The organism is Paraburkholderia sp. GAS33, assembly GCF_050436645.1.
In the GTDB taxonomy this organism is placed as follows: Bacteria; Pseudomonadota; Gammaproteobacteria; order Burkholderiales; family Burkholderiaceae; genus Paraburkholderia; species Paraburkholderia phenazinium_B.
Window position 1 is genome coordinate 116,332 of sequence record NZ_JBNDMP010000007.1, and the last position, 13,272, is coordinate 129,603.

The following is a 13,272-nucleotide window of genomic DNA, read 5'->3' on the forward strand; positions in this document are numbered from 1 at the left end:
AGCACCAACCCGATCACTGGTTGCCCTGGCTCTGCTTCATGATTTCCTGCGCCGAGAAATTGATGCCGCAAGTCGGAAACGAGTTGCCGACGAAGAAGTTATCGGACTCATCCGGGAAATAGTTGACACCTGCTTTCAGTTTCGAATCGTCGGTGACGTCGAGCGGCAGCTTGATCGCGACCGGAATCGTCTGGCCGTCCAGCGCAGCGAGCGCCGTCTTGATCGCCACGGCCACCTGCGCGGGACCGCTACCCGCCGACGTGCACTTCAGGCCCTGGCTCCCATACTGCGCACAGAGCTTGCGAAAGCCGTTCTCCGTTTCGCCGCCGAACGGCACGAAAGGATGCTTCGCGTCGAGCATCGCGCGCACGACACCGGTGTCGCCGCCTTGCGCGGAGATGCCATCGAAATGGCCCTGCACGGCAATCGCGTCGGCCACGGCCTTCTGCGCGACGCCGTCGTCCCACTTGCCGTAGACCTGGACAACGTTCCACTTCTTGCCGGTCGCGTTCAACGTGTTCTGGAAGCCATTGTGCCGGTCGGTATCGACCGATGTGCCCGCCACCCCGCGAATCTCGAGCACCTTGCCTCCGTTCGACACATGGGAGGCCAGCCAGTTGGCCCACAGCACGCCGAGCCCATACTGGTCGACGTCGACGTTGATCGCGTCCTCGCTGTCGAGCGTATTGTCGAACGCGATCAGCACGACACCGGCCTTCTTCGCGCGACGGATCGCGGGTCCGAACGAGGCGGGATTCTGCGCGTCGACGATGATCGCGTCATAGCCGGCATCGATGAAGTTGTTGACGGCCGAGATTTGCGCCGGCACGTCTTCGCCGGTCGAGACGACCTTGAATTCCTTGAGCCTGGCGGCGACGGCTGGTTGCGCCGTGTAGGCCTTGGCTGTCTTGATCATCTGGATGCGCCAGGTGTTCGCGATATAGCCGTTCACCAGCGCGATCCGGTAGGGCCCGCTCTTCTTCGGATATTTGACGAACTTCGTGTCGCTCTTCCATGGGACCATGCATGTGGGATCGCTGGGCGGCCCGGGAACGATCGATGCCTGCGCGAAAGCCGTGCTCGCGCACAGCGCCAATGTCGCGGTCGCCGCCGCTCGAAGCACCTGGATTCCTGAAAGCATGTTGTCTCCTGTCTGTTGGATTGAACTTACCGATTGCCAGCGCACATGGCTTGTCGGGAATGACCGGCACGGTGTGCGTATCGCAGGGAATCTTGCGGACGTGCTGCAGCGGGACTGAATCGGACTCGCCGATCAACGGAATGACCTCTTCAAAGACGTCTCCTCGAGGCAAAACGAAGGATGCGCCTACGCTCCCTATTCGACAGTACTGGCATACCAATCCGCGCGCGATAGTGGTTTACCAGTGCGCACGACGAACCACCCGATCGGGCTGAAACCCGCGCCGGTCATGCGCTTGACGGCCGAAGCCTGCGGCACGAAGACACGGCGTGACATGAAATTGGTGTACCATTTTGGCGAACTTTAGCCGCCACCAGACGGCTTCGACGATTTCGGGAATCCTGGATGGCCGATCTTTCGCACACGCCACCCGGCCGCGCCGCCGACGCGGACGCGGCCGACCGTTCCTATGTCGGGCTGGCAAGACAGATCTACGATCTGATCGAGGGCGGCGACGTTGGGCCGCGTGCCCGCCTGCCTTCCGAGCGCACGCTTGCCGAGCGTTTCGGCGTGAGCCGCACGCAGGTGAGGGAAGCGATCATCGCGCTGGAAGTGCAAGGCGTGGTCGAGGTGCGTGTAGGCTCGGGCATCTATGTGGCCGAAGCACCCGAGGCGCGCCCGGTCTCATTCGAACTACCGCGTGGACCAGGCCCGATCGAGACGCTGCGTGCGCGGGTGGTGATCGAAAGCGAGATCGCTGCGCTCGCCGCGACCGAACGCAAGGATTCGGACCTGGACCGGATCTTCGCCGCCTTACGCGCGATGCGTGAAAACATGGACGACAAGGCCGCGAACGAAGCGGCCGATCGCGAGTTCCATCTCTCGATAGCGCGGGCGACGGGAAACGAAGTGCTCCGCCTCGTGGTCACCGCGATGTGGGACAACTCCCGGGCCGACCCGCTGTGGAAAAAGATCGAGGAGCACTTCCATACGCCCGCGTTGCGGGTAGCTTCACAGGAAGATCATCAGCGCATCTTTTCGGCCATCATGGCGCGCGACGTGACCGCTGCGCGCACGGCAATGCAGGCGCACCTCGCGCGCGTGATCGGAGAATTCACGAAGGCCTGGCGCTAGCCGGATTTTCCCGTTCCAGCCGGCGCGGCGGAGTGGCTCGTGTTACAGCCTCACAGAGTCAGACGAGCACTTGCGGAGTGCAAGAATCGCGGGCATGGCCGCGAGCGAATCGATCAAACCATCGCATTCCAGGGCCGCCGGGCCGTCCGGTCCGGCATAGCCATAGGTCACAATAAACACCGGCAGGCCGGCCGCCCGCGCGGCAATTACGTCGACCGGAGAATCGCCGACCAACACGCTGTTTTCAGGCGCCACGTCGAGCAACCGGCACGCGTGCCACAACGGTTCGGGATCGGGCTTCATTCTGGCGATTGAGTCCCCGGCAACCAGCACATCGAGATAGCGGGCGAGCCCGGTCGTGAGCAGGAGCCGCGCGGCCAGCTCCTGCGGCTTGTTGGTGACGCAGGCAAGCCGGTATCCAAGCCGCTGCAGTTCGCCAAGACCGGCGGCCACGTTGGGAAAAACATGGCCGAGGCGTCCATTGGTCCGCACATAGTGGCGATGGAACACGTTCAGGGCATGGTCTTCGTCGACTCGCCGATCCAGCCCGGCCGCTTCCAGCGAGCGTCGAACCAGGTTGGGCACGCCCTTGCCGATAAAGCCGCTGACTGTCGCGAACGGCAACGGCGCTGTAGCGAATTCGTGGAGCATGCGGTTGACCGCCTCGACGATGTCCGGCGCGGTGTCGACCATCGTGCCGTCCAGATCGACCAGCACGGCGCGGGGGCGCATGCCGGTCACGAAAGACTTCCGCTGCGCACTCATGCCAGCTCGGCCAGCGCGTGGCGATGCCACTGACGCAAGGTGGCCAGGTCGACCCAGCCGGCCGGTTCATCCGGCACAGACGAAGGAATCGGCGCATGGGGCTCGCCCAGGTGAGGCAGCACGGCCAACGCGCCGTCGAAGTCATCCTGCGACGTGTACGCGGTCGGCGTCACGACCGTCGGGACACCGGCTGCGCGTGCCGCGCGCAGCCCATTCGCGGAGTCCTCGAAGGCAACGCAGTCCGCGCCTTTCAGCCCGAGTTGCCGAAGCACGTCGAAGTAGACGTCGGGCGAGGGTTTCTTCGTGCGGGTCGTGCCGGCATCGCAAATGGCGGCAAAGCGGGTGCGCCATGCAGGGCCGAACGGCGCTTGCAGCAGGGCGTCGAGGTTTGCTGGCGTAGTGGTGGTTGCGATTGCCACGGGAAGGGCGGCGGCCTGCGCCTCGCCAATCAGACGCGCAATGCCAGGCCGCAAGGGCAACCCGCCATCCCGCACGCGCGCTGCGTAATGACGGGTCTTGATTGCATGCACGGCGTCGATCACCTCGCTCACGCGCATGCCGTCCGCTTCTTCCGGATCGGCGACGTGCCAGTAACGCAGCAGGCGCTCCTTGCCGCCCGCCACCTTGAGAAGACGCGTATAGAGCGCCTCGTCCCAGAACCAGTCGAGACCGGCTTCGGCGAATGCGGCATTGAAGGCCTGCAGATGGACGGTCTCGGTATCGGCAAGCGTGCCGTCGACGTCGAAGATCAAGGCGTGCATGGTCCGGTCCTCTCGCTGGTTCACGCAGTCACGATAGCGGAGACAGGTGCCGGTTTGAATTCAGAAATTCTTTCGACTCCGATAAGACATCCTTTAATTTGTCGCGGCGAGCGCCTACCGCATCAATTCGGGAAAATCTCCCGTCCGATGCCCGTTGTCAAACGGTCACCCGATGGACTACTTTGCTTGAATGACGCGAGTTTTCGCGGCGCAGCGCTTTTACTACGGAGTACAACAATGCTGGAGACACGGTTTCGTATCACAACCCGCAGGCGTTTTCTCCCTTTCGCGGTCATCCCGGCTGTTGCCACTTCGGTTACCACCGCAGTCACGACGTTAGCCACCGCCGTCACTGCGATCGCGTTCGCCGCGAGCACGGCCTGGGCCGCCGCTCCCACGGCCTACGTGACGAGCGAGAAGGCCGGTGTCGGCGTGATCGATCTGGACCAGATGTCGCTGACAAAGACGTTTCCGGTCGGCGCAGACGGCCCGCGCGGCTTGAGTCTGAACAAGGACGGCAGCCGGCTTCTGGTCGCCAACAAGAATACCGGCGACATGGCGGTGATCGACACGGCTTCGGGCCAGGTCGTGCAGCGTGTGAAGATCGGCAAAAACCCCGAATATGTGCGCGTGCACAACGGCTACGCCTATGTCACCTACGAGCCCGGCGAAGAGGGCGGTCCGCCCGCGGCGAGCGGGGCCAATGCGGGCAATGGCAAACCGGGTGCCGACGACGATGCCAGCAAGCCGCCTGCGGAAATCGCAATTGTCGATATGAAGACGTGGCACGTGATTCGTTCGGTGACGAGCGGCCATGAAACCGAGGGCATCGAATTTTCACGCGACGGCAAGTGGATGCTCGTCACCAACGAGGGCGACGACACGATCTCGGTCTATCAGGCTCGCACGGGCGCGCCGGTCAGAACCGTGAAGCTCGCGGCGGGCGGCCGTCCACGCGGCATTCGCCTGTCGCCGGATGGCAAGGTTTATATCGTCACGCTCGAGTCGCTCAGCAAGTTCGTCGCGGTCGATGCGCACACGTTCGAGGTCCTCAAGACCGTCGATACGAAGCTCGGGCCGTACGGGGTCGCGTTCGGACCGAATGGCAAGCGGCTCTTCGTCGCTGCGGCGCGCGACAAGACGGTCCAGGTTTTCGACGGACACAGCTACGAGCATATCGCCGACGTCCCGGTCGGACAGCGTTGCTGGCACTTCAGCTTCACGCCGGACGGCACGAAGCTGCTGGTGGCGTGCGGGCGCTCCGATGCAGTCTATGTGCTCGATGCGCAGAACTATCAGCCGATCAAGCAGATCGGCGAACTGCCGCTGGCCTGGGGCATCGTTACCTATCCTGCCAGCGACGGATCGATTGAATCGCGCTAGTCCCACGCGTAATGCAGGCCGACGTAGAAACCACGCGGCGCGCCCGGTCCGACGAACTGTTCGTTGATCGGGTTCGCGCCGTCGAACGTATGATTCGGTCCGTTGAAGAAGTTCTCGCCGAGTACGCCGAAGCTTTCGTACTGTTTGTTGAGCAGATTCGATATGGTCGCGAAGATCTGCAGCTGTTTCGTCACCTGGTATGAGCTGTCCAGATCGATCAGGAAGTAGCCGGAAATCTTGCCGTTCACATCCTGATTGTTCTCGTCGCCCTGCGCGTAAATGCCGCCGCGCCAGGTCAGGTTGGTGCCGATGTTCCACTTCGAAAAAGGCGTGTAGTCGAGCCGCAGTTTGACCGTATTCGCCGGAATGCCGGGGATATGGTCGCCCGGCTTGACGGTGATGTTGCCGTTGGCGTCGGCGCTCGAGTTGCTCGGGCTGCTCTCGGTCCAGGTCGAGCGGTAGGTGGCGTCGACGTAGCTGTAACTGGCGCTCACGCCGACCGGCCCCATCTGGCTGCGCCCGGCCAGTTCGACACCCTGGCGGCGGGTCCGCCCGACGTTCTGGAAAAAGCCCTGCGTGCTCGTCGCGCTGCTGATGAACTCGATATCGTTGTCGAGCGTCGTGCTGTACGCCGCGGCGCTCCAGCTCGTGGCGCTGCCGATGCGCCCGCGTGCGCCGATCTCGAAGGTCTTTGAGATCACAGGCTGCAGCGCCGGGTCCGCGACGAAATCGTTCGGCAGCGAGCAGGGGGCGGCCGGATCCGCACAGGTCAACTCGATGGCGGTCGGCGTGCGCATCCCTTCGTTATATGTCGCGTAGGCCGTGAAGTTGCTGGTCGGATTCCAGTTGACGCCGACGGCCGGATTGAAGCGTGAGAACGTATCGTGGCCATCGAGTTGCGGTTGCTGGCCGCTCTCGTCGCCGATATTGGCCTCCGCCCAGTTGTAGCGGCCCGCTACCGTCACCGACCACTGCCTGGTGATGGACAAGGTGTCGGTGAAATAGACACCATAGTTGCCGTCATGGGTTCGGGCATCGGTCTGCTGGGAGAAGCTGCCCACGCCGATCGTGGCACGCGTAGGCGTGAAAAACGCATCCTGCTCCGATTCCGTGTAGTGGGAATTGGCGAGGTCGGCGGCCACGCCTGCGACGAACTGGTTTTGCATGCCGCCAAGCTGCCCGAGCAAGGTCAGTTGCAGGCTTGCGCCGTAGCTCTGGGTGGAAACCGTCGATTTCGCGTTGGTGGCCTGGAGCGTATCGACCGTTCCATCCGGATTCAACGAGCCGAAATCCGTGTTGTTGTTGCTGCTAATGTTGGTGTTGAGGAACTGCCGGTAATAGACGTTACCGCTCAGTTCGACATGGTCGTTGAAGAAGTGATCGCCGGAAAGCGTGGCATAGCCGACGCTGTTCTCATTCTGATCCGGGTAGGTGTAGGGTTGCTTCGGATTGCCAAGGAACGAGCGCGGAATGGTTTGCGTGCCCTGCAGGTCGTTGTCCGCGCCGCCTGCTGAGAACGACAGCGTGGTGTCGGCGTCGGTGTAGCGTAGCTTGCCGAAGGCCTGGCGCAGCCGGCTCGGATTGCGCTCGGCCCAGCCGTCGTCGTTCTGGGCGTCGGCCGTCACGTAGTAATCCAGATTATCCCCAATCGTGCCGCCCTGTTCGATCTGGGCAGTCTTGCGGCCCCACGAGCCGGCCGTCACCTCGGCATCGCCGCCGGGGCTGGTCTTGCCGTTTTTCGTCGTGATCGAAATCGCCCCGCCGAGCGTGTTGAGCCCATAGGTCGGATTCGAACCCGGAATCAGCTGGATCGTGTTGACCGCCTGCTGCGGAAACAGATCCCAGTTCACGACGTCGCCGAAAGGCTCGTTGATGCGCACGCCATCCATGAACACCGAGAGCCCCTGCGGCGTGCCGAGCAGCGGCGATGCGGTGAAACCGCGATAGTTGATGTTGATCTGATTGGGGTTGCCCTGGGCATCGGAGATATCGACGCTCGGCAGGTTCTTCGCGAAGTAATCGACCAGCGTGCTACGGTGCTGGCGCTCGATGTCCTGCGCACGCACCGTCTGCACGTTGGCCGGCACTTGCGACAAGGGCGTGCCGATACCGAGCAGCGGTGTGGTGCCGACCACCACGATGGGCGCGAGCTGCACCGTGGGGGCGCCCGGACTTGCGCCGGCGGCCGCAGGAGACGATGCCGCCACTGGCGGCGCCGTCGTTTCGGCCTGAGCCCACGCCGTGGCGGGAAGGCCCGCCAGGGCGCCGCTGAAGCAGAGAGTGAAGCCGGCACGCCGCCGGAAACGGGGTAAATCCGATAAGCGGGGCGGGCGGCGGGTGCGGGATGGCACGTTCATGGTTTTGTCTCCGGCCGGATTGACGCTATCTTCGATAACGCAGCCGCGTTGCGGCATGCGTAGCGCTTTCTTTCTATGTGTAAAGCTTCGCATACGCCGCCGCGCGAAGCACGGGAGCTTTTCCCGATCTCGGGGGGAAACGTTCCCAAACGCGCCGCAACAAACTGCCGTGTGCGAGCGGCCTGAGTAGAATGCAAACGTGACGGATGCAAAGGTGATGGCAAGCGACCCCTCGAACCCTTCTTCAGCGCGACCCGTTTCGCCGCATTCGACGGTGCGGCGCGACCTTGCGTGGGTGCTCGCGTTGACGGTGCTCGCCGCCGCATTGAGCGTGACATTCGATTTCAGTGAACGCGCCTATCGCTGGACGCGGGGCCTCGAACGCTTCCAGCTCGACGAATTGCCGGGCACGCTGTGTGTGCTCTCCATCTGTCTTGCCTGGTTCGCATGGCGCCGCTATCGCGAGACACGCCGCGAGCTGAGCCGCCGTTGCGCGCTGGAGGAGCAGGCCGAACGCCTGCTCGCCGACAACCGGCGTCTCGCCAATCAGGCCTTGCAGGCGCAGGAACACGAGCGCCACCATCTGGCGCGCGAACTGCACGATGAACTGGGCCAGTACCTGAATGCGATCTCGCTCGACGCCGCGCGCATCCGCGATCTGTCCAGCGGACGCGAGCCGGAAGTGCATCGCGTGTCGCTTGGTCTGATGCAGAGTGCGAGCCATGTCTATCGGCAGATCGGCGGCATGATCCGGCGTTTGCGGCCCATCGGGCTCGACGAGTTCGGCCTGCCGAGCGCGCTCGAGCATTGCGTCGACGGCTGGCGCGAGCGGCTGCCGGATGCGTCGTTCTCGCTGACGATCGAAGGGGATTTTGCGGACCTGAGCGATGCGCTGACCATCACGCTTTACCGGCTCGTTCAGGAAGGGCTGACCAATGTCTCGAAGTTTGCCCGCACCTCACGTGTGGAAGTGTTCATGGTGCGTGCGCCGCGCGAAGCCCGGGAGCCTCAGGACCGGCACGACGCCGGGCGCATTGACGAGATCGTCGTCACGATGGCCGACGACGGTCCCGGGACCGATCTCGAGAAGCCTCGCAGCGGACTTGGCCTGATCGGCATGCGCGAGCGCGTCGAGGCGCTCGGTGGCGAATTTCACGTGGCGAGCAAGCCGCAAGGCGGATTCCTGTTTTGCGCGCGGGTGCCCGCTCATGCAGGGCTTGCCGAACCCGTGAACTGAAGCCCCAGACGATTCGCCATCTGTGCGAGTTGTACGCCGTTGTCGGCGCCGAATTTCTGCCGGATCACGGACTGGTGATTGGCGACCGTCTTCTGGCTGAGTCCCAGTTTCTCGGCGATGCTCGGCAGCGTATAACCCTGCACCAGCAGACGCAGTACCTCGAACTCGCGCGCCGATAACTGCCGTCCGGGCGGCCCATCGCTGAACGCGTTGCGCAGCGCGAGCGCCTGCGAGATATCGGGGCTCAGATAGCTCGCGCGCCGGGCGATGTTGCGCACGGCTTCCACCAGCACGTCGGGCGCACTGGCCTTGGTGACGTAGCCGAGGGCGCCCGCGTCGAGCGCGCGGCGCACGAAGATCGCCTCCTCATGCACGCTGAAGATCAGCACGCGCGCGTCGGGTTCACGCGCGAGCATGCGCCGCATCGCCTCGATGCCGCTTGCGCCCGGCAACGAAACGTCCATCACCACCACGTCGGGCCGCAGCGTGCAAAAACGCTGATAGGCCTGCGCAGCATCGGCCGCCTCGCCGCATACGTGCACGTCGGCATTCAGTTCGAGCAGGCGCCGGTAGCCTTCCCGCACCACCGCATGGTCGTCGACGAGCAGGACGGAGATGTCTCCCGCTGTCATGGTCAGCCTCCTGTGTGGCCGTGGTCGCGGCCGCTCATCTTGCCGCCGGTTTCGCCGCTCGCCGCAGCAGACGCGAGCCGCCGCGAATTGGCGTCGTTGCGAAACAGGATCGGCTGCTCGTGCGGTGGGGTGGCGGCGGCCGCGTGCCGTGCCATGCTCACAACCTTCACCACGCTGTCGTGCGATGGCGATTTGTCGCAGACCGGATCGGCATTGGCCGGGTCGCCCGTCAGCATATACGCCTGGCAACGACAGCCGCCGAGGTCGTGTTCCTTTTCATCGCAACTGCGGCAGGGCTCCTTCATCCAGGCGAGGCCGCGAAAGCGGTTGAACGCGTCGCTCTCGTACCAGATCTCGCGCAGCGGGGTGTCTTTCACGTTCGGCAGCACGAGACCGGGCAGACTGCGCGCGGCGTGACAGGGCAGCGCCGCGCCGTCCGGGGCGACGCCAAGAAACACTGAGCCCCAGCCGTTCATGCAGCGCTTCGGGCGCCGTTCGAAATAGTCCGGCACGACAAAAAAGATCTTGCAGCGATCACCATGCGTGCGGCGGTACCGCTCGACCACCGCTTCGGCTTCGTCGAGCTGTTCGCGCGTCGGCATCAGCTGCGCTTCGTTTTGATGCGCCCAGCCGTAGTACTGCGTGTTGGCGAGTTCCAGATACTCGGCGCCCATCGCCAGCGCCATGTCGATGATCTTGTCGACGTGCGGCAGGTTGTAGCGATGCAGCACGCAATTGAGCACCATCGGAAAGCCGTGCCGTTTGATCGACGCGGCCACGCGTTGTTTCAGCTCGAAGGTGCGGGTGCTGCTGAGGAAGTCGTTTAGCTGCTGGGTCGAATCCTGGAACGACAACTGGATATGGTCGAGGCCGGCTGCCTGCAGGTCGTCGAGACGCTTATCGGTGAGACCGACACCTGAGGTGATCAGATTCGTATAAAAACCGAGCTTGCGCGCCTCGCCCACCAGCACTTCGAGATCGTCGCGCACGAGCGGTTCGCCGCCTGAAAACCCGAGTTGCGCGGCGCCGAGCGCGCGCGCCTCACGTAACACGCCGAGCCACTGCTGCGTGCTGAGTTCGCGGCTGTGATCCGTGTAGTCGATCGGGTTGTAGCAGAACGCGCAGTGCAGCGGGCAGCGATACGTCAACTCCGCAAGCAGCCAGAGCGGCAGCGGGATCCCGCTTGGGACCGCTTGAGACTGGGCAGCGGCGGCAGGCTGTGACAGGTCCGTCATGGCGCTACTCCAGCCAGCCGCGCGACTGCGCGTCGGCGACGAACGCACGCACTTCGGGACCGAGGCCGGTCGTGTTGAACGCCTGCTCCAGGTCGGCAATCAGCGCATTCAGATCACGCGTGCCGTCGCAACGCTTGAGAATCTCTCCCGCGCTCTGATTGAGCTTCACCATGCCCTCAGGATAGAGCAGCACGTGAGCGTTCTGAGCCGGCTCCCATTGCAGGCGAAAGAGCTTGCTGATCGTCAGACAATCGGCGGTTGGCGTGGCGCCGCCGGCGCGTGGCTGGTCGTTCATTGCGGGAAAGCCTTTTCGATCGAGTCGAGCATGGTCCACAGGATGTCGAGCTTGAATTGCAGGATGTCGAGCGCGCGTTCCTGCTGCTCGCGCCGCGTGAAATGATCGAGCGTGACTTCGAGCCCGTGCTGCACGTCGCGCTGCGCAAGCGAAATGCGCGAGCGGAAATACGCAAGACCCGAAGGCTCGATCCATGGATAGTGTTCCGGCCAGCTCGCGAGCCGGTCGCGATGCACCTGAGGCGCGAACATTTCGGTAAGCGACGAGCAGACCGATTCCTGCCACGGTGCGCGGCGCGCGAAATTCACGTAGGCGTCGACGGCGAAGCGCACGCCGGGCGTCACCTGCTTCAACGACCACAGGTCGTCACGCGACAGGCCGACTGCATCGCCAAGACGCGCCCATGTTTCGATACCGCCTTCCTCGTCGCCATAGCCGTCGTGATCGAGAATACGCAGCACCCAGCGGCGGCGCGTTTCGCGATCCGGGCAGTTCGACAGCACGGCCGCATCCTTTAGCGGAATATTGATCTGGTAATAGAAGCGATTGGCGACCCAGCCGCGAATCTGTTCGCGCGAGCAGCCACCGCTATTCATCTTGACGTTGAATGGATGATGGATGTGATACGCCGTGCCTTTCGCGCGCAACTGTGCCTCGAATTCCTCGCGGGTCCAGGCGGGCTGGCTGCCATCTGCGCTCGTCCCTTCACCCTGCTGCGGCGCCGTACCCAAGATGTCTTTTGCGTTCATGCCCTCTCCGTTTGTACTTTATCGCTGCGTTTTCAGACTCCAGCCTGGCTTCGCAGCCTCACGTCATATCTCGAACGTCATTCCGTCGTATGCCACTTCGATTCCGTGTTCAGTGAGGATGCGGCGCTCGGGGCCGTCCTCGACGAGAATCGGATTGGTGTTGTTGATGTGAATCAGCACCTTGCGGACGTGGTGTGCTTCGGGTGCCTCGAGTGAGTCCAGTACTTCGATCATGCCGCCCGGGCCGGACTGCTCCAGATGACCCATATCCGCAGCGGTTTTCTTCGAGAGACCGAGGCGGATCATTTCATCGCCGGTCCACAGCGTGCCGTCGACGAGCAGCAGATCCGCTTCACGCATCGCGGCGAGCACGTGCGCTTCGATCGCTCCGAGTCCGGGCGCGTAGAACGCGCGTTTGCCGGTTTGCCGGTTCGTGAAGACCAGTCCGATGTTGTCGCCGCGCTCGGGCGCATGCCGATGCGGCGAGTAGGGCGGCGCCTTGCTCGACAGCGGCAATGCGTCGATCTGCACGCCGTTAAGGGCGGCAACGGCTAGCGGCGCGCCGTCGAGCGCGATGCGGCGATGCTCGACGCCGCAATAATGCGAGAGGATCGGTGCGACCGGAAAGCCGCTGCGCAGGTCCTGCCATACCGCATCGGTTGCGTAGAGCGGCAGTGGCGTGTCGCGTTCGCGCAGCATCAGCAAGCCGGTGACGTGGTCTATCTGCGCGTCGATCACCAGCACCGCGGCAATCCCGCTATCGCGCGCGCGGCGGGCCGGCTGCAGCTCGGGGTTGGCGGCGATCTGCGCGAGCAGATCGGGTGACGCGTTGACCAGCAGCCAGTCCTCGCCGTTCGCACTCACCGCGATCGACGATTGCGTGCGGCGGGTCGCCTTCAGCGTGCCGCGCCGCACGCCGTCGCAATTGCGGCAATTGCAGTTCCATTGCGGGAAACCGCCGCCCGCCGATGAGCCGAGTACCTTGATCTTCATGGTGCGCGCCGCATCATGGCAGCATCCTCGCGAGCAGGTTGTCGCGATCGATCCATTGGTGCTTGAGCGCGCCCGCGACGTGCAGCGCAATCAGTACGATCAGCGCATAGCCGATTGCCTTATGAAGACCGAAGAACAGTTCGCGCAAGCCCGCATCGTCCCAGCCCCACTGCGGCAGCGCGAGGCCCCAGAAGCGCGTCCCGAAGCGGTTGAACGACGAACCGAGATACCCGCACAGCGGCATCGCGACCATTGCGACGTATAAAAGGCCCTGCGTAGTGCGCGCGGCGGCGCGTTGCCACGGTCGCATCGGCGGCAAGGGCGGCCGGTGGAGGGCCACACGCGCCATGATGCGAAGAAGCACCAGCAGGAAAACCGTCAGTCCGACCGACTTGTGAAGGTTGAGGAGCGTCGCTTTGAGAGGCCAACCCTTTGGCAGTCCGACCATATAGAGTCCAAGCGCGAGCAGGCCGATGATGCCAAGTGCAATCAGCCAATGCAGTGCGATCATCGAGCCGGCATAGCGCGGCGCGGATGCGTCGGCGCCCGGCTGTGCGGGGGGAGAATGCGCCATCGTCATGCCTGTCTCC

At 63.7% G+C, this 13,272-nt stretch carries 13 protein-coding genes; 3 read left to right on the forward strand and 10 right to left on the reverse strand.

Annotation, left to right across the window (positions count from 1 at the left end; translation table 11 throughout):
- Positions 1 to 13 precede the first annotated feature (13 nt).
- On the reverse strand, positions 14 to 1,141 hold the full coding sequence (locus P3T24_RS21980; protein ID WP_429288427.1) for a sugar ABC transporter substrate-binding protein: 1,128 nt from the start codon (positions 1,139 to 1,141) through the stop codon (positions 14 to 16).
- Between the two features lie 405 nt (positions 1,142 to 1,546).
- Here P3T24_RS21980 and P3T24_RS21985 point away from each other — a divergent pair, with 405 nt between their 5' ends.
- Entirely contained in the window at positions 1,547 to 2,275 is a 729-nt protein-coding gene (locus P3T24_RS21985) for a FadR/GntR family transcriptional regulator (protein WP_429437806.1), read from the forward strand.
- 42 nt (positions 2,276 to 2,317) lie between these two features.
- Here the strand turns inward: P3T24_RS21985 and gph are convergent, their stop codons facing one another.
- Both gph and P3T24_RS21995 read right to left on the reverse strand, forming a co-directional pair.
- On the reverse strand, positions 2,318 to 3,007 hold the full coding sequence (gene gph / locus P3T24_RS21990) for a phosphoglycolate phosphatase (RefSeq protein ID WP_429438190.1): 690 nt from the start codon (positions 3,005 to 3,007) through the stop codon (positions 2,318 to 2,320).
- 29 nt (positions 3,008 to 3,036) lie between these two features.
- Entirely contained in the window at positions 3,037 to 3,801 is a 765-nt protein-coding gene (locus P3T24_RS21995) for an HAD family hydrolase (RefSeq protein WP_429437808.1), read from the reverse strand.
- A 237-nt stretch (positions 3,802 to 4,038) separates the two neighbouring features.
- Between P3T24_RS21995 and P3T24_RS22000 the strand changes: the two genes are divergently transcribed.
- Positions 4,039 to 5,184 (forward strand): beta-propeller fold lactonase family protein, encoded by a 1,146-nt coding sequence (locus tag P3T24_RS22000; RefSeq protein ID WP_429437811.1) that lies wholly within the window; start codon positions 4,039 to 4,041, stop codon positions 5,182 to 5,184.
- Here P3T24_RS22000 and P3T24_RS22005 read toward each other — a convergent pair.
- The gene (locus P3T24_RS22005) at positions 5,181 to 7,541 is read right to left on the reverse strand and encodes a TonB-dependent receptor (RefSeq protein ID WP_429437814.1); all 2,361 of its coding nucleotides are present in this window, start codon (positions 7,539 to 7,541) and stop codon (positions 5,181 to 5,183) included. The genes P3T24_RS22000 and P3T24_RS22005 overlap by 4 nt on opposite strands.
- A gap of 217 nt (positions 7,542 to 7,758) precedes the next feature.
- On the opposite strand from P3T24_RS22005, the gene P3T24_RS22010 reads away from it, so the two are divergent.
- A complete protein-coding gene (locus P3T24_RS22010) occupies positions 7,759 to 8,778 on the forward strand; it encodes a histidine kinase (RefSeq protein WP_429437816.1) in 1,020 nt (339 codons plus the stop codon).
- Here P3T24_RS22010 and P3T24_RS22015 read toward each other — a convergent pair.
- The 6 genes from P3T24_RS22015 to P3T24_RS22040 all read right to left on the reverse strand — a co-directional run bounded on the left by P3T24_RS22015 (position 8,748) and on the right by P3T24_RS22040 (position 13,262).
- Positions 8,748 to 9,410, reverse strand: a complete 663-nt coding sequence (locus tag P3T24_RS22015) for a response regulator (protein WP_074264716.1) — start codon at positions 9,408 to 9,410, stop codon at positions 8,748 to 8,750. The genes P3T24_RS22010 and P3T24_RS22015 overlap by 31 nt on opposite strands.
- A gap of 2 nt (positions 9,411 to 9,412) precedes the next feature.
- Positions 9,413 to 10,645, reverse strand: coding sequence for a pyrroloquinoline quinone biosynthesis protein PqqE (pqqE, locus tag P3T24_RS22020; protein ID WP_429437818.1), 1,233 nt, complete (start codon positions 10,643 to 10,645; stop codon positions 9,413 to 9,415).
- Positions 10,646 to 10,649: 4 nt separating this feature from the next.
- A complete protein-coding gene (gene pqqD / locus P3T24_RS22025) occupies positions 10,650 to 10,940 on the reverse strand; it encodes a pyrroloquinoline quinone biosynthesis peptide chaperone PqqD (RefSeq protein ID WP_429437820.1) in 291 nt (96 codons plus the stop codon).
- Positions 10,937 to 11,689, reverse strand: a complete 753-nt coding sequence (pqqC, locus tag P3T24_RS22030; protein WP_429405232.1) for a pyrroloquinoline-quinone synthase PqqC — start codon at positions 11,687 to 11,689, stop codon at positions 10,937 to 10,939. The genes pqqD and pqqC overlap by 4 nt, the downstream gene beginning before the upstream one ends.
- Before the next feature lie 63 nt (positions 11,690 to 11,752).
- Positions 11,753 to 12,682 (reverse strand): pyrroloquinoline quinone biosynthesis protein PqqB, encoded by a 930-nt coding sequence (gene pqqB / locus P3T24_RS22035; protein ID WP_429437823.1) that lies wholly within the window; start codon positions 12,680 to 12,682, stop codon positions 11,753 to 11,755.
- 13 nt (positions 12,683 to 12,695) lie between these two features.
- On the reverse strand, positions 12,696 to 13,262 hold the full coding sequence (locus P3T24_RS22040; RefSeq protein WP_429288417.1) for a cytochrome b: 567 nt from the start codon (positions 13,260 to 13,262) through the stop codon (positions 12,696 to 12,698).
- Positions 13,263 to 13,272 lie beyond the last annotated feature (10 nt).